This window comes from Streptosporangium nanhuense (assembly GCF_059358815.1).
The window spans coordinates 786,694-803,269 of record NZ_JCADBG010000001.1 but is presented as its reverse complement, the minus strand read 5'-3'; the positions used below and the strand labels follow the sequence as shown (position 1 = coordinate 803,269).

Here is a 16,576-nt window from a genome sequence, read left to right as displayed (position 1 = left end):
CCGTCGAAGCTTGAAAGCGGGCGGCCGGCATGCGTCGACGTCTACCGCAGCGGCGGCTCCGTCGAGGCCTGAAGGCGGGCGGCCAGCGTCCGGATGTGGTCGATCAGCTCGGGCGGCTCCCGCACGGTGAAGTCCAGGCCGAGCTGCCCGACGGTGAGCGCCAGCCACTCCAGCGAGTCGCCGCCGGTGCGCAGCAGGCAGCTGCGCCCGTCCAGCTCCTCCAGCACCCAGTCCGGTCCCGAGAAGCGTTCGGCGACCACGGCCAGGGGCGCGTGCACGACGACCACCGCCCGGTGGCCGCTGATGGGCGCGACGATCGACTCCTCGACGTAGCCGGGGGGCGGCTCGCGCGGCGGGAAGCGCACGCCGGTGCCCAGCGGGGCGGTGAGCCGGTCCACCCGGTAGGTCCGCCAGTCCTCCCGGCCGGTGTCCCACGCCACGAGATACCAGCGCCGCCCGGTGGAGGCGAGCCGGTACGGGTCGGCGACCCGGCCGCCCTCCCGCCCGTCGCGGCTGCGGTAGCCGAAGCGGATCCGCTCGCGGTCCCGGCAGGTCTGGGCCAGCAGCGCGAGGGTGGCCGCCGCCACGGTGGGCGCCGCCCCGATCGGCGCCACCGGCTGCGTCTGCGTCTGCAGGGTGTGCACGCGCAGGCGCAGCCGGGAGGGCAGGACCTGTTCCAGCTTGGCCAGGGCGCGGGCCGAGGTCTCCCCGATCCCGGCCACCGTGCCGCTCGCCGCCGCGCGCAGGCCCACCGCGATGGCGACGGCCTCCTCGTCGTCGAGGAGCAGCGGCGGCATGGCGGTGCCCGCCTCCAGCCGGTATCCCCCGGCCGGGCCGGTGGTCGCGTGCACCGGGTAGCCCAGCTCGCGCAGCCGGTCGACGTCGCGCCTGAGCGTGCGCGGGCTGACCCCCAGCCGCCCGGCGAGCTCGGGTCCGGGCCACTCCCGGTGGGCCTGCAGCAGCGACAGCAGTCTCAGCACCCGTCCCGTGGTGTCCGCCATGCCGTCCACGATGCCACCGATCGCGGCCAGGATCTGACCTAAACCGTGGCTAGCGTCGGCGGCATGAGCCACATCGAGATAACGGGAGCCCGGGAGAACAACCTCAAAAACGTCTCGCTGAGGATCCCCAAGAAGCGGATCACCGTCTTCACGGGCGTCTCGGGGTCGGGTAAGTCGTCCATCGTCTTCGACACGATCGCCGCGGAGTCGCGGCGCCAGCTCAACGAGACCTTCACCTCCTTCGCCCGCAACCGCCTGCCCCACCACGGCCGGCCGGACGCCGACGCGATCGGCAACCTCTCGGCGGCCGTCGTCGTCGGCCAGCGGCGGCTGGGCGGCAACTCCCGCTCCACCGTCGGCACCGTCACCGACATCAACCCGCTGCTGCGGCTGCTCTACTCGCGCGCCGGGACGCCGTTCACCGGCTACTCCAACGCGTTCTCCTTCAACGACCCGGCCGGGATGTGCCCGGAGTGCGAGGGCGTGGGCCGCAAGGTCACTCTGGACCCGGACCTGGCCTTCGACCGGTCGAGGTCGCTCAACGAGGGCGCGATCCTGCTCCCCGGCTTCCGGGTCGGCAACTGGCACTGGAAGATCTACGCCCACTCGGGACTGTTCGACAACGACAAACCGCTGGCGGACTACACCGGCGCCGAGTGGGACACGCTGCTGTACGGGAGCGGGGCCGGCGTCACCTTCGAGGACCGGGGCGGGACGACGCCGCAGAGGTACGAGGGCGTGGCCGAGAGGTTCGACCGGCTCCACGTCAGGCGGGACGTCGAGGGCCGGGCGAGCCGGGAGGCGACGATGGCGTTCGCCTCGGCGCGGCGCTGCCCGCTGTGCGCGGGGGCCAGGCTCAACCAGGCCGCGCTGGCCTGCCGGATCGGCGGACGGAACATCGCCGAGCTGGCCGCGATGGAGGTCCGGCACCTGGCCGACGTGGTCGCGGAGATCGACGCCCCGGTCGCGGCGACGATGGTCCCGGCGATCCTGGACCGATTGCGGCACCTGGTCTCCATCGGCCTCGGCTATCTCAGCCTGGACCGGCCGACGCCGTCCCTCTCCGGCGGTGAGTCGCAGCGGATCAAGATGGTCAGGCACCTGGGCAGCAGCCTGACCGACATGACGTACATCTTCGACGAGCCGACCATCGGGCTGCACCCGCGCGACGTTACGCGCATGAACGAGCTGCTGCGCGAGCTGCGGGACAAGGGCAACACCGTGCTCGTCGTCGAGCACGACCGCGACGTCATCGAGATCGCCGACCACGTGGTGGACCTCGGGCCCCGCGCCGGGACGAACGGCGGCGAGGTCGTCTACGAGGGCGGCGTCGAGGGCCTGCGGAGAGCCCGTACCCTCACCGGGCGGCACCTGCGCCGCAACCCGCCGCTCAAGGCGTCGTTCAGGGAGCCGACCGGCGCGCTGGCCGTCACCGGCGCCACCGCGCGCAACCTCAGGAACGTCACGGTGTCCTTCCCCACCGGGGTGCTCACCGTGGTCACCGGGGTCGCGGGTTCGGGCAAGAGCACCCTGGTCAACGAGGTGTTCCTGGCCCGGCACCCGGGGACGGTGATGATCGACCAGGCGGCGGCCGGCACCTCGGCCCGGTCCAACCCGGCCACCTACACCGGGCTGATGGACGAGATCCGCGGGCTCTTCGCCGCCGCGGGCGGGGTGAGCCCCGCGCTGTTCAGCTTCAACTCCAAGGGCGCCTGCCCGGGGTGCCAGGGCCTCGGGGTCGTCCACACCGACCTGGCGTTCATGGACGGGATCACGTCCCGGTGCGAGGTGTGCCGGGGACGGCGGTTCCGGCCCGAGGTCCTGCGGCACACGCTGCGCGGCAGGTCCGTCTCCGACGTGCTGGAGATGACGGTCGACGAGGCCGCGGAGTTCTTCACCGAGCCGGGACCGCTGCGCACGCTGGACACGCTGCGGGAGGTCGGCCTGGGCTACCTCGGCCTCGGCCAGCCGCTCAGCAGCCTGTCGGGGGGCGAGTGCCAGCGGATCAAGCTGGCGGGCGAACTCCACAAGAAAGGCAGCGTCTACGTGATGGACGAGCCGACGACCGGGCTGCACATGTCGGACGTCGAGCACCTGATCGGGATCATGGACAGCCTGGTGGACGGCGGCAACACGGTCATCGTCATCGAGCACAACCTCGACGTGATCAAGAACGCCGACTGGGTGGTCGACCTCGGCCCCGACGGCGGCGACCGGGGCGGCACCGTGATCTTCGAGGGCACGCCGCTGCGCCTCCTCGACGAGCGGGACTCGTTCACCGCCGAACACCTCCGCCGCGACCTGGCCCGCCCGTAGCGGATCCGCGGCGGGCCGGTGACGCGTCCGGCCGTGAGTCCGGCCGTGGCGGATCCGCGGCGGGCCCGGGACGGGCCCGTGGGCTGATTGCGGCGAGCCCGTGACAGGGCCGACCGGCGAAACCGGCCGCCGGAACCGGCCACGGCGGCCCTCTCCGGCCGGCGTCCGCTCAGGGGGCGCAGGTGACGCGGACGCGAGACCACGACGTGTTGGCGTACCCCTTGGGATTCCACACGTCCTGGGCCGACTCCGGCTGGGTGGCCCCGCAGCTGTCCCAGGCGCGGGCGGCGATCACCGTCTCGCCCTCCCCCAGCTCGACGGTGGTGTGCCAGTGCCGCCACGCCCAGGGGCCCGCCTGCTCGCCGAGATCCGCCTGGATCCAGCTGCCGCCACCGTCGAGGGAGACGTCGACGCGGGCGACGGTGCGGCCGTCCCCGGCGTAGGCGTAGCCGGTGATCCGCGTGAGGCCCGGCCGGAGGCGGTCGCCGTCGCCGGGGCTCAGGATCGCGGTGTTGAGGACGACGGGCCCCAGGGAGATGCCGTCACCGGGGCCCGCCTTGGCGGGGTCGGCCTCGGGGGGCAGGAGGCGGTAGGCGGTGGCCTGGAAGTAGTTGTCCGACGGCTCCTCCTGGGCGGTGACGCGCTGGAGCCACTTCACGCTGCGGGCGCCGATCCAGCCGGGGACGACGACGCGGAGCGGGGCGCCGTGGGCCGGGGGCAGCGGCCGGTCGTTCATGGCCCAGGCCAGCAGGACGTCCCCGCCGACGGCCTTGTCCACGGGTATCGAGCCGCCGTAGGGCTGGGCCGGATCGGCGAGCCGGGAGACGTCGGGAGCGGCGAAGGCGATGTGCGCCGCCTCGGGGAGCAGCCCGGCGCGGGCGAGGACATCAGCCAGGCTGACACCGCTCCAGCGGGCGGTGGAGGTGGCGCCGGGCCCCCAGGGATCCTCGCCGGGGATGTCGCGCACCTCGACCAGGCCGGCACGGCGGTTGCCCGCGCACTGCAGGGTCGCCACCAGGGAGCGCTCGGGGAACCCCGAGCGCAGGTCCTCCAGGGAGAGCGTCAGCGGGCGCTCGACCAGGCCGTCCACGGTGAGGCGCCAGGACTCCGGGTCCAGGTCGGGGACGGGACCGTGGTTGCGGCTGTAGAAGGTGTCGAGCGGGGTGAGGATCTGATCGGCCAGGGCACCCGGCGGAGCCTCGGCGTTGTATGGATCGGTCCCGTGGACCAGCATGTCATCTCTTTTGTCCCACGTGTTCACACGCTTCGGGATACCCGGGGACGAGGACACGACACGGCCCCCGCCGGGCCCGAGGCCGCCAAAAGAGCAAAATGCCCGGAACGCGAAGCTTCTACTGATTATGATCATGGGCCATGTCAATTTTCCGAACCGGAACGAGTCGACGCGCCGCGGTCGTGCTGGCCACCGCCTCGATGCTGCTGGGCGCCGCGGTACGGCCCGCCCAGGCCGACGGCGGCGGCGAGGTCGCCGGCTTCCTGCGGGACGTCATGACCGAGCTGCGCTTCGAGGAGGTTCTCGACCTGGCCCCGCCGGGATCCCCGCAGGCGCGGACACTCGCCGGCGTCGTCGAGAAGGACGCGAGGACGGCCACCGACTACGCCCGGCTGTTCGCGGGCGCCGCCGCCCCCGAGCCGATCGTCCAGCAGCCGCAGCTCGACGTGACGATTCTGGAGCTGGACCGGCAGGGCCGGCCGGTGTCGTCGGGCACGGTGCTGATGAGCCCGCAGTATCCGCGCGGGATCGTCGTGCCGGTGGACCGGAACTTCCACACCACCCAGGTGCGATGGCGCCAGTGGGACGACGCCGGATGGTACGCCGACCAGGGCAGGGGGACCATCGACGTGGTGCCGGGCCGGGAGAACGCGCCCATCGACTTCATGCTCCCCTACCCGGCCTCCGTCCTGAAGCTGATGGTCGGCTTCGGGGTGCTGCGGCTGGTGGACAAGGGCGAGATCAGGCTCGAGGACACCTACGACTACCGGCCCACGGCGCTCAGCTCGCTGTGCGGCGGCCCGACCAGCGACACGATCGGCGCCTACCTGGACGCCTCGATCACCTCCTCCTCCAACGGCGCGTCCTGCGCGCTGGTGAAGCTGCTGCACGACCGCGGCGCGGTGGACGGGCTCAACCAGACCTTCCAGGACCTCGGCCTGGAGACCATGCAGCTGAAGGACACCAACCCCGCCAACGGCGGCCGCTGGTCCAACCCGGTGACGATGAGCTCGCTGGACACGGCCAAACTGCTCGCGCTGGTCAACGGCGTACGCGGCAAGGCGTGGACCGCGCCCGGCGGCCGGCCGGTCACCGGCGCGGTGCTGAGCCCCGCCTCCCGCCAGGTGTTCAAGAAGCTGCTCGGCGAGCAGGGCTTCAACGACATGCTCTCCACCCCGAACCGGTGCGGCGGCCCGTACCCGGCCCCGGGCATCCCGCACGGGGTGGCGTCGCGGTGGGTGGCCCCCGACGGGTCGGTGACGGTCGCGGGGAACGACTTCGGCCGGGACGTACGCCCCTGCAACGATCGGGCGGAGGTCACCTTCGCGCACAAGACCGGATGGGTCGGCAACTCCGGGGCCGACGCGGGCATCGTCAGGTCCCTGCCGGGCAAGGAGGGACGCCACTACGTCGTCGTCGCGTTCACCAACCTCGGCACCCAGTACGTCGACGCCCACCGGCCCGCCACCGAACCCGGCGTCTACCCGGTCGCCTACACCGAGAAGCTGGCCCGGCTGGGCCAGGCGATCGACCGCTACGAGGCGGCCTCCCGCGACCGCCGCGGCAAGAACTGAGCGCTCCGGCCCGCCGCCGGAGCGGCGGGCCGGGGGCAGTGCCAGGCGACCCTCGTGATCGGGCGGGCACCGGAAGCCCGCACGGAACGCCGGTCGGCGGTGTCAGCCGTAGTACTTCTTCGCGCCGTCGTGCAGGGGCACCGGGTCGGTCTTCTGGGCGTTGTCACGGGTGATGTCCTTGGCCGCGGGGTGGACCTTCTCCAGGTCCGCCTTGCGGTCGAAGAGCAGCTTCGTCAGGCTCCCGGCCAGGACGGGGTCCATCTTCTCGTTCACCACGAGCAGGTTGGGCACCGAGATCGTGGACACGTCGGCCGGGGTCCCGTAGACGTCCTTGGCGATCGTCCCCGTGGCGTACACCTGGCCGTGCTCGGCCTGCATCGCGGGCAGCACCCCGTCCAGGGGGACGAAGGCGACCCCGTCCTTGAGCGAGGTCAGCAGGTCGGTGAGGCCCGGCGTGGGCAGCCCACCCGACCAGACCAGGGCGTCGAGGTCGCCGTCCTTGACGGCCTGCACGCTCTCGGGCAGGCCCAGCGACTGGCGGGTGACGTCCTTCTCCGGGTCGAGACCGGCGGCCTTCAGCAGGCGCAGCGCGATCACCTCGGTGCCGGAGTTGGGCGAGCCGGTGGAGACCCGCTTGCCCTTGAGGTCGGCGACGGACTTCACCCCGGAGTCGGTGGTGGCGACCACCTGAGTGTAGTTGTCGTACAGGCGGGCGACGGCGCGGATCGGCTGGGGCGCGGTGAAGGCGCCCTTGCCCGAGACGGCGTCGGCGGCGGAGTCGGCGAGGGTGAAGGCGATGTCGGAGTCGCCCCTGACGACCCGCTGGATGTTCTCCACCGAGGCACCGGTCGCCTCGGCCGTGGCCTGGTAGCCGGGGAGGTTCTTGCCGATCTGGTCGGCCAGCCCCCCGCCGAGGACGTAGTAGACGCCGGTGGTGTTGCCGGTGGCGATCGACAGCCGCTTGCCCGCGGCTCCGCTCTGGCCCGCGCTCTGTTCGGCCTGCTGGGCCGACCGGTCGCCGCCGCAACCGGTGAGGAACAGGGCCCCCGCCGCCAGCAGGACGGCCACGCGTTTGACGGTCAATGCACTGCCTCTCTTTTACGCATCACCAGATGGAGGGAGACGGCCACGATCAGGAGCCCCGCCCCGGCCAGGGCGGGCACGGGTGACAGGAACAGCAGCAGCACCGCGGCCACCGCGCACAGCACCCGCTCGGCGAGCCCGGCCGGGCCGAGCAGCCGCCCGCCGGTCGCGGCGGCCAGCGCGGCGACCGCGAGCGCCGAGACCCCGATGGCCGCCAGGATCTCCCCGATCGAGCCCTGGGCCAGCAGCCCGGCCCCGCCGGGGGTCAGCACGAACGCGAACGGCACCAGGAACGCGGGCAGCGTGTACTTCCAGGTCGCCATCATGGTCCGGTAGGCGTTGCCCCCGGTGATGGCCGACGCCGCGAAGGCCGACAGCGCGGTGGGCGGGCTGACCTCCGACAGCACGGCGTAGTAGAAGATGAACATGTACGCCTCGGCCTGGCTGACGCCGAGATCCGTCAGCGCGGGCCCGATGATGACCGCCGCGATGACGAACGACGCCGTCACCGGCACGGCGAGGCCGAGCACGAGCACCGCGACCGCGCACAGCAGCGCGGTGACGGCGAGGATCCCGCCCGAGGCCCCGACGATCAGCGAGCTCGCCTTGAGGCCCAGGCCGGTGAGCGTGACGACGGCGACGATCAGCCCGGCGGCGGCGCAGGTCGCCGCGACCGGCAGCACCCCGGTCGTCCCCGCCGCCAGGGCCCTCGCCGCCCTGCGCGGGGTGAGGGCGTGCTCCCTGTCGAGGAAGGAGAGCGCGACGGCCAGCAGCGTGGCGTACACCACGGCGCGGAACGGCGACTGGCCCAGCGCCATCAGGACGACGATCACGAAGAGCGAGCTGAAGTGGTAGCCGAACCGCCTGACCAGCGGCCAGAACCTCGGCGCGTCCACCTCGACCGCCCGCGTCCCGTACTTGCGGGCGTCGATCTCGATGGCCAGGAAGATGCCCAGGTAGTACAGGACCGTGGGGATGGTGGCGTAGAGCAGCACCGTGAGATAGCTGACCCGCATGTACTCGGCGATGATGAACGCCGCCGCGCCGAGCGTGGGAGGCGACAGGATCGCCCCGATGCCCGCCGCGGCCAGCACTCCCCCGCCCTGCTCGGGCGGGTATCCCGCCCTGCGCAGGATCGGCCAGGCGACGCTGCCGACGCTCACCGTCGTCGCGACGCCCGAGCCGCTGACGGTGCCGAGCAGGAACCCGGCGAGGGTGACCGTGCGGCCGGGCGCGGAGCGCGAGCGGCGGAACGCGGCCAGCGAGACGTCCACGAAGAACTTCCCCGCCCCCGAGTGGTCGAGGACCGCGCCGTAGACGGTGAACAGGATGATGTAGGTGGCCGCCACGTCGAGCGGCACCCCGTACACGCCGTCGGTGCCCATCACGAACGAGACGACGATCCGGTCGATGTCGTAGCCGCGGTGCCCGATCACCCAGTCGAAGGGCAGGTAGCCGCCGTAGTAGGCGTAGAGGAAGAACGCGACGCAGACCGCGGGCAGGATCCATCCGACGGTGCGGCGGCAGGCCTCCAGCGTCAGCAGCACGATGACCGCCCCGGCCGCCACGTCGAGGGCCGTCGGCTCGAAGGCGCGCCGGATGAAGTCGTCGAAGACCACCAGCGGGTAGAGGCAGGCCGCGAGCGCCAGCAGGGCCAGCGCCCAGTCCACGATCCCCGGCCGGTCGGTGCCCCGCCGCCCCGGCTTGTAGCAGACGAAGACGAGCGGCAGCACGACCGCGAGGAAGAGCATCCGGTACGGGAGCACGGCGCCCGGCCGGAAGGCCCGGTACAGGACGTACAGCGACAGCCCGAGGGCGATGAGCGTGACGGCCCCGGCCACCCAGCCCGACAGCCGCCGGGCGGGCCGTTCCGCGTCGAACTCCGCGATCAGCTCGTCCGCCGACGCGGCGCCCGTCGTCGTACCGCTCGCCGATCCCGCCGATGTGGTGCCTGTCAAACCGCCGTCTCCACGTGTGAGCCGCGACCTTTGACCGCAGGTTACATAGATCACTGACGCCCGTCCGTCAGGACGCGGTCACATTCGCGTCACACCTGCCGTGCGGGAGGGCGCCGAGCCGTACGGAACGTACGAAGAGCGCGGAATGTCCGAAGAGGAGGGCCGAAAAACGGAACACCCGGGAGCGGCCGGGGCGGCCGGAACGGAGCGCCGGGGTGGGAGGCCCCGAGGGCTCCGGGTGGAGGACCCGGTCGTGGGGGTGAGGACCCGGTCGCGAGGGGTGAGGACCCGGTGACCGCGGCGCCGTCAGCCGCCCGAGGTGTCGTTCTCGGCGTCCGCGCTGGGGACCGCGAGGTCGTAGGGGTCGTCCAGCCACCCGGCGGGCAGGTGGACGCGGTCGCGCGGGTTGGTCTTGCCCCGGGGGGTGTCGACGCCGTCGGGCCACGGCTGGGCGGGGTCGAGCTCGGCGAGGCCCTCCCGCAGGCCGGCCAGGCTCTCCGCGGTGGCCAGGCGGCGGCGGAGCTCGGCGCCGACGGTGAAGCCCTTGAGGTACCAGCCGACGTGCTTGCGGAAGTCGACCACGGCGTGCCGCTCGCTCTCGAAGCACTCGGCCATCAGGGTGGCGTGCCGGTCCATGGTCGCGGCGACCTCGCCGAGCAGGGGGCGGCTGCGCTCGTCGCCGCCCTCGCACATGGCCGCCAGGTCCGCGAACAGCCACGGGCGCCCCAGGCAGCCCCGTCCCACGACGACCCCGTCGCACCCGGTCTCGTCCATCATCCGGCGCGCGTCGGCGGCGCTCCAGATGTCGCCGTTCCCGAGGACCGGGATCTCCGTGACGCTCTCCTTGAGCCGCGCGATCGCCTCCCAGTCGGCGGTGCCGCCGTAGTGCTGGATCGCGGTGCGGCCGTGCAGCGCGACCGCCGAGACGCCCTCCTCGACCGCGATCCGCCCGGCGTCCAGGTAGGTCAGGTGGTCGTCGTCGATGCCCTTGCGCATCTTCACGGTCACCGGCAGCGTCCCCGCGTTGCGCACGGCCTCGCGCAGGATCGCCCGGAACAGGTTCCGCTTGTACGGCAGCGCGGAGCCGCCGCCCTTGCGGGTCACCTTGGGCACCGGGCAGCCGAAGTTGAGGTCGACGTGGTCGGCCAGGTCCTCCTCCGCGATCATGCGGACGGCCCTGCCCACGGTCACCGGGTCGATCCCGTACAGCTGGATGCTGCGGGGGTTCTCCTCGGGCTCGAACCGGATCATCTTGAAGGTCTTGGGGTTGCGCTCCACCAGCGCCCGCGTCGTGATCATCTCGCAGACGAACAGCCCGCCGCCCTGCTCCCGGCACAGGGTGCGGAACGGCGCGTTGGTGATCCCCGCCATCGGGGCGAGGACGACCGGCGGCCATACCTCCAGTGATCCCAGCTTCAACGACTCCACCTGGCTTTTCTACCGCACCGCGACGAGCGGGACGAATCCTCGCTGGGTATGGTGTCTCTGGCGTAGATCAATGTGACACGGGAGGCCGCGGATGCTACTGCGACTGCGGATCGCACTGCCCGACCAGCCGGGCTCCCTGGGGAAGGTCACCCGTGTCCTCGGCGTCGCGGGCGCGGACATCACCCAGGTGGTCGTCCTCGACCGGGGCGAGGGCCGGGCCCTGGACGACATCACCGTCTACTGGCCCGACTCCGCTCCCAGGGAGAGCCTGGTCGAGGGGCTGGAGAGCATCCCGGGGGTGAAGATCGAGGGTATCTGGAGCACGCGCGAGGCGCCGGGGACCTACCCGGAGCTGGAGATCCTCAAATACATCACCACCGCCGGCGACCGCGCCCTGGCCACCATGCTCGACTCCATGCCCGTGCTGTTCAGCGCCGACTGGGCGGCGGCGGCGACCGAGAAGAGCCCCCGCACGATCGTCCACTCCAGCTGGCGCGCCCCCGAGCAGGTGCCCTTCCCCGACGAGACGCCCGTCCGCCCGGCGGCCTTCACCCTCGGCTCCGGCCTGCACGTGATCGCCGCCCCACTGCCCCCGCTGGCCCTGACCTTCCTGCTGGCCCGAGCCGACGGCCCCGCCTTCCACCGCATCGAGGTGCACCGCCTCACCCGCATCCTGGAGATCTTCCTCACCCTGCCCGCCGTGGAGCGCGTCGTCACCCGCCAGCTGCGCCGCCCGCCCGAGCAGGACGGCTGAACGATCACCTGACCGGGCCCGCCGCACGGGCTCTCGCGGACGGGTTCGCCCGGCGGGCGAGAGACCGGCGGCTGAACGCGCGGTTACGCAACCGCCGGGAAAACCCGCTAGAGTTCTCTCGTCGCCACCGGGTGGGAAACCCGGAGGAAACACGCGGAAGTGGCTCAGTGGTAGAGCATCACCTTGCCAAGGTGAGGGTCGCGGGTTCGAATCCCGTCTTCCGCTCGAAGGGTCTTCGGGCTCTCACTCCGGTGGAGTGGCCGAGAGGCGAGGCAACGGCCTGCAAAGCCGTCTACACGGGTTCAAATCCCGTCTCCACCTCTGGTCATTTCCCATGCGGACGATTAGCTCAGCGGGAGAGCACTTCCCTGACACGGAAGGGGTCACAGGTTCAATCCCTGTATCGTCCACCACCGCCCATAGCACTTATGGGTTGACCAGGTCTGAACAGCCGCCAAAGTCCCGACTCGGGGGCCTTGGCGGCTTTCTGCTTTCTCCGGCCGGTAGTAATCGATCGGCGTTTTCTCCCGTCTCGGCGCCGACGTCGCGCCGGTCTCCGACATCCGCCGCCGGCTCACTCCACCCGCCCCCACCACGGCAGCCATGTACGAGCCCGAGACGGCTTCCGCCGCCCGGACTCGGCCCGATCTCCGGTCGCCGGTCGCCGGTCGCCGTTTCGCTCGCGAGCCGGCGGTCCATCCGCACCGGGCCCGGAGCGGCGCCGCACGGCCGATGACCGTCGGCGGGCGCTCACCGTGGAAGCGTGGGACGACCCCCGGCCGCCACCATTCCACCCACCGCCTTCTTGACATCTCTCTTGACGCCTTCCCGCACGGCGTCGAATCACCATTCGCGTCGTGGCCCCGGAACCGGCACGCGGACCGGCCGGCCGGGCAGGTAGGCCGCCAGACACGGAAAAACTGTCCCATATATGGCGATATGACCGAAAAGTAAACAAAATATATATTTCGGTAACAGCATAGTAATAACAGGCACTTTACAGAGTTTGTTCGGAGGTGATGTCATTCGTCCCGATCGTCGACTATGGAGGTAATGTGAGGGTCCCCACCCCCCGGAATATTGCGGCGTCGCTCGCCGCGGCCCTGGTCGCTGTCATGGTCACCCCGGTGATGGCGCACGGCGTCGCCTCACCACCCACGGTTCCGCCGGCCCGGACCGGCAGCACGCCCGGCAGCGCGCCCGCCACGGTGACGCTGATCACCGGTGACAAGGTGAAGGTGACGCCGAGATCCGACGGACCCCCCTTGGTGGACGTCGTACGCGCACCGGGCGCCACCGGCTCGGTGCGCGTCGCCACCGAACGCGGACACACCTACGTGTATCCCGACGAGGCCGTCGCCTACATCGCGACCGGCCGGCTCGACAGGCAACTTTTCGACGTGACCCAGCTCATCGACCTGGGCTACGACGACGCGCGCAGCGACGAACTCCCTTTGATCGTCACCCAGACGGAGGACGCGGCCACCCTCAGGGCCGGCCGCCCGCCGCTGCCGGGAGCCGAGACCACGCTGAGTCTTCCCTCCGTACGCGGTGCGGCCGTCCGCGCCCGCCGGGCGGAGGCCACGACCTTCTGGTCGGCCCTCACCGACGCCGGGCAGCAGCCTTCGGCCCGGTCCGAAGGCACGCCGAAGGCCGCGGTGACGCCCCGGTTCGCCGCCGGTATCGACAAGGTCTGGCTCGACGGCAAGGCGAAGGCGACCCTCGCCGACAGCACGGCGCAGATCGGCGCCCCCGCGGCCTGGGCCGCGGGCGGCACGGGCGCCGGGGTCCGGGTCGCCATCCTGGACAGCGGGTTCGACCCCACCCATCCGGACCTGGTGGACCGCGTCGTGGCCTCCCGGAGCTTCATCCCCGGCGAGGAGGTCGTCGACCGGAACGGGCACGGCACCCACACCGCCTCCACCCTGTCCGGCACGGGCGCCGCCTCCGGCGGCAAGGAGCGGGGCGTCGCCCCCGGCGCCGACCTGGTGGTGGGCAAGGTCCTCGACGACACCAACTCCGGGCCGATATCCGGCATCATCGCGGGCATGGAGTGGGCGGCGCGCACCCAGCGCGCCAAGGTGATCAGCATGAGCCTGGGGGTCGGCGTCTGGCACACCCAGGACGATCCGCTGAGCCGGGCCGTGAACCTGCTGAGCGCCGAGACCGGCGCGCTCTTCGTCATCGCCGCGGGCAACAGCGGGCAGAGCCCCTACAGTGTCAGCGCGCCCGGAACGGCGGACGCCGCGCTCACCGTCGGCGCGGTGGACGCCTCCGACCATCTCGCCGGCTTCTCCAGCGCCGGGCCACGCACGGGCGACGACGGGCTCAAGCCCGACCTGACCGCCCCCGGCGTGGACGTACTGGCGGCGCGCTCGCAGTACATGAACGGCGGCGAGGGCCACTACCGGCTGGAGAGTGGCACCTCCATGGCGACGCCGCACGTCGCCGGGGCGGCGGTGCTGCTGGCCCAGAAGCACCCGGAGTGGACCGGGCGGCAGATCAAGGACGCTCTGATGAGCACCAGCGTGCCGACCCCCGACTACACCCCCTACCAGGCAGGCACCGGCCGGCTGGACGTGGCCGGCGCCTACCTGCGGGACCAGATCGTCGCGACCGGATCGGTGGACGCGGGAATCGTCCGGTGGTCGCCCGGTACGCGGCGGCAGCCGATCAAGCGGGAGATCACCTACACCAACACCACGGGCGGTCCCCTCACCCTGGAGCTCACCGTCGCCTCCGGCGGTTCCCCCGCGGGGGTGTTCACGCTCGCCGCCGACCACGTCACGGTGCCCGCCCGCGGAACCGCGACGGTCGGCGTCACGGCGAACCCGGACGGGCTCGCGGCGGGTCAGTACGCCGCCCAGGTCAGGGCCCGGCACGCGTCCGGTGACGTGCACACGGCCGTGGGCGTCGCCGTCGAATCCGAGAAGTACGACCTCACCGTGCGTCTGAAGGACCGCGCCGGCCGGCTCGTGAACGGCGATGTCGAGATCAGGGGCGCCGACGGGACCAGCGCCTTCGTGTGGGTCCAGGACGGGACGGTCACCAGCCGCCTCGCCCCCGGCTCCTACACGCTCCTGTCCTTCCCGGACGTGACAGGCCCGCACGGACCGAACTCCCTCGGCCTCGCGGTGCTGGCCGCTCCCGAGGTCGCCCTGACGGCCGACCGGGAGGTGGTGCTCGACGCCTCACAGGCACGCCAGGTGAAGGTGGCGACATCCCGGCCGAGTGCCGTGGCCGACAGCCGGATCGACGTCTACCGCTCCTTCACCTCGCAGGAACCCACGCCCTCCGATTGGAGCGCCCTGCGAGAGACGATCATGCCGTCCGCCACGTACGACAGCCTGTGGGCCCTCCCGACGAAGGAGAAGGTGAAGCAGGGCAGCTTCGTCCTCACCACCAGGATCCGCGCCGAGCAGACCCCGCTGCGGATCACCTACGCCGGCCACCACCTCGACGACCCCCTCGTCCAGCCCGGTTCCCGGCCGCTGCCGGACGGCACCTCACGGCTGGACGCCGTCTTCGCCGGCACCGGCTCACCGGCCGACTACGCCCGCCTGTCCGCCCGCGGCAGGGCCGTGGTCATCCGCGGTGGCGCCGTGGCCCCGGCGGACCAGGCGGCGGCGGCACACGCCGCCGGTGCGGCGCTCCTCCTGGTGGTCAACGACGGCGCCGGCCGCGGGAGCGACTGGTACGGCGCCCCCGACGCCGTCTCGACCGGCCCGCTCCCGGTCGCCTCGCTGACCATGGACGAGGGCAAGACGCTGATCGACGGGCTCGCCGCCGCGGGCAGGCACGGGATCCGGCTGACGGTCGAGGCCCACCCCGCGCCGGAGTACCTGTACGACCTGGTCGACTACCACATCGGACAGGTGCCCAAGGATCCCTCCGCCAAGACGGGTCCGCGTGACCTGGCCCGGATCGATCTCGACTTCACCCCGCCGCCGGGGAACCAGGTCACCGAGGCGCGGACGGACTACCCGCCCTACGAGTACTACTCGGGCGTCCCCTTCGCCCTGAAGCCGGTCGCGCCGGGGCGGCGTACCGACTGGGTCTCCGCCGGGGACGGGGTCAGGTGGCAGCAGACCGCGATCCTGGACGGCTGGGGGTCGTCGAAGACCGACGTGCTGTCCTACCGGCCGGGCAGCGTCCAGCAGGACCGCTGGTACGGCCCCGTCTACCGGCCTCGCCTGCTCGGCACGGACATCCCGTACCGCGGCGGGAGCGGGCTCAGCGCCTACATCCAGGGGTTCGGCGACGCGGGAGCCGCGCACAGCGGCGGGACCGGCCAGTCGCAGCGGGTCACGATGTACCAGGGCGACAGGCAACTGGTCCAGATCGAGGGCTGGCCCAAGCTCAACGTGGGTGAGCTGGCACCGCAGCGGCTGCCGTACCGGCTGGTGGTCGAGACCGGGAACGACGGCAGGATCAACCCCTACTCCACCGCCACCCGGACCGAGTGGCGCTTCACCTCCGGCGCCCCCGAGGAGGACGTGGCGGCCATCCCGCTGGTCCAGCTGGACTACGGGACGGACCTGGACGCCGCAGGCAGGGCGAAGCGCACCTCGGACCTCTCCATCACACCGGTGGTGGTCGGCGGCGGCTCCGCCCAGGACGCGGTCTCCACGGTCGAGCTCGAGGTCTCCTACGACGGCGCCACCTGGCGGCGACAGAGCCTGAAGGAGAGGAAGGGCACCTGGCGGGCGTCCCTGGACGCACCGCACCGGGCCGAACACGTGTCCATCCGCGTCACCGCCGAGCAGCGCGACGGCGGCGGCGTCACCCAGACCATCACCCGCGCCTTCGGCCTCACGTAGTCCCGGCCGCGGGACGGGGCGCCGCCGGCGACAGACCGGCGGCGCCCCGGGTAATGAAGGGTCCGGGGGCCGGTCCGCCGCACCGCGAGCGGAACCGGCCCCGGTCCGCACGAACGCCCCGTCCGTTGAGGGGGAACGCGGTGACCTCGACTCCGGCGCCGCGCCGACGCCGACCGCCCGCGAGATGCGCTCGCTTCGGGTTGGACCACCCGCGAATGGTGACATATGCGGTGTCACTCGGCTGGAATTGGCTTGTTCTCCAGAAACCGCATCGATCCCGGACAGCTGGGAACACAGCATCCGGGCACCTGCCGGAACGTGACGGAAGACGTCTAGGAAGGGCTGACCTCCCATGAACATCACCGAGTACGCCGACAGCGTGTGGCGGGGCGAGGTCCCCGACAGCAT

Annotated in this window: 9 protein-coding genes and 3 tRNA genes; 7 read left to right on the top strand and 5 right to left on the bottom strand. The window is 72.1% G+C overall.

Annotated features, from left to right (window positions below; translation table 11 throughout):
* Positions 1 to 41 precede the first annotated feature (41 nt).
* Positions 42 to 1,001 carry a helix-turn-helix transcriptional regulator gene (locus tag AC5L38_RS03345; protein ID WP_495241240.1) on the bottom strand — a complete coding sequence of 320 codons (960 nt, stop codon included), beginning with the start codon at positions 999 to 1,001 and terminating at the stop codon, positions 42 to 44.
* A 63-nt stretch (positions 1,002 to 1,064) separates the two neighbouring features.
* Between AC5L38_RS03345 and AC5L38_RS03340 the strand changes: the two genes are divergently transcribed.
* Positions 1,065 to 3,317: an excinuclease ABC subunit UvrA gene (locus AC5L38_RS03340; protein WP_495241239.1), complete on the top strand. Its 2,253-nt coding sequence runs from the start codon at positions 1,065 to 1,067 to the stop codon at positions 3,315 to 3,317.
* A gap of 169 nt (positions 3,318 to 3,486) precedes the next feature.
* Here AC5L38_RS03340 and AC5L38_RS03335 read toward each other — a convergent pair whose 3' ends face one another.
* Positions 3,487 to 4,551, bottom strand: a complete 1,065-nt coding sequence (locus AC5L38_RS03335) for a sulfite oxidase (RefSeq protein ID WP_495241238.1) — start codon at positions 4,549 to 4,551, stop codon at positions 3,487 to 3,489.
* Between the two features lie 140 nt (positions 4,552 to 4,691).
* On the opposite strand from AC5L38_RS03335, the gene AC5L38_RS03330 reads away from it, so the two are divergent.
* Positions 4,692 to 6,125: a serine hydrolase gene (locus AC5L38_RS03330; RefSeq protein WP_495241237.1), complete on the top strand. Its 1,434-nt coding sequence runs from the start codon at positions 4,692 to 4,694 to the stop codon at positions 6,123 to 6,125.
* Positions 6,126 to 6,227: 102 nt separating this feature from the next.
* On the opposite strand, the gene AC5L38_RS03325 is transcribed toward AC5L38_RS03330, so the two are convergent.
* From AC5L38_RS03325 to dusB, 3 genes are all read right to left on the bottom strand, one after another.
* Entirely contained in the window at positions 6,228 to 7,208 is a 981-nt protein-coding gene (locus AC5L38_RS03325) for a TAXI family TRAP transporter solute-binding subunit (RefSeq protein WP_495241236.1), read from the bottom strand.
* Complete coding sequence (locus AC5L38_RS03320; protein WP_495241235.1) at positions 7,205 to 9,166, bottom strand: TRAP transporter permease; 1,962 nt, start codon at positions 9,164 to 9,166, stop codon at positions 7,205 to 7,207. The genes AC5L38_RS03325 and AC5L38_RS03320 overlap by 4 nt, the downstream gene beginning before the upstream one ends.
* A gap of 306 nt (positions 9,167 to 9,472) precedes the next feature.
* Positions 9,473 to 10,594 carry a tRNA dihydrouridine synthase DusB gene (gene dusB, locus AC5L38_RS03315; protein WP_495241234.1) on the bottom strand — a complete coding sequence of 374 codons (1,122 nt, stop codon included), beginning with the start codon at positions 10,592 to 10,594 and terminating at the stop codon, positions 9,473 to 9,475.
* 91 nt (positions 10,595 to 10,685) lie between these two features.
* Here dusB and AC5L38_RS03310 point away from each other — a divergent pair, with 91 nt between their 5' ends.
* From AC5L38_RS03310 to AC5L38_RS03290, 5 genes are all read left to right on the top strand, one after another.
* Entirely contained in the window at positions 10,686 to 11,348 is a 663-nt protein-coding gene (locus AC5L38_RS03310; protein WP_495241233.1) for an ACT domain-containing protein, read from the top strand.
* A gap of 153 nt (positions 11,349 to 11,501) precedes the next feature.
* Positions 11,502 to 11,573: transfer RNA gene (locus tag AC5L38_RS03305), tRNA-Gly, on the top strand.
* 25 nt (positions 11,574 to 11,598) lie between these two features.
* Positions 11,599 to 11,669: transfer RNA gene (locus AC5L38_RS03300), tRNA-Cys, on the top strand.
* 17 nt (positions 11,670 to 11,686) lie between these two features.
* Positions 11,687 to 11,761: transfer RNA gene (locus tag AC5L38_RS03295), tRNA-Val, on the top strand.
* A gap of 642 nt (positions 11,762 to 12,403) precedes the next feature.
* The gene (locus AC5L38_RS03290; RefSeq protein ID WP_495241232.1) at positions 12,404 to 16,168 is read left to right on the top strand and encodes a S8 family serine peptidase; all 3,765 of its coding nucleotides are present in this window, start codon (positions 12,404 to 12,406) and stop codon (positions 16,166 to 16,168) included.
* The last annotated feature ends 408 nt before the right edge of the window (positions 16,169 to 16,576 follow it).

Excerpts from the sequence above, each read along its gene's own strand:
- AC5L38_RS03345 (WP_495241240.1), bottom strand. The coding sequence starts at position 1,001 with ATGGCGGACACCACGGGACGGGTGCTGAGACTGCTGTCGCTGCTGCAG.
- AC5L38_RS03340 (WP_495241239.1), top strand. The coding sequence starts at position 1,065 with ATGAGCCACATCGAGATAACGGGAGCCCGGGAGAACAACCTCAAAAAC.
- AC5L38_RS03335 (WP_495241238.1), bottom strand. The coding sequence starts at position 4,551 with ATGCTGGTCCACGGGACCGATCCATACAACGCCGAGGCTCCGCCGGGT.
- AC5L38_RS03330 (WP_495241237.1), top strand. The coding sequence starts at position 4,692 with ATGTCAATTTTCCGAACCGGAACGAGTCGACGCGCCGCGGTCGTGCTG.
- AC5L38_RS03310 (WP_495241233.1), top strand. The coding sequence starts at position 10,686 with ATGCTACTGCGACTGCGGATCGCACTGCCCGACCAGCCGGGCTCCCTG.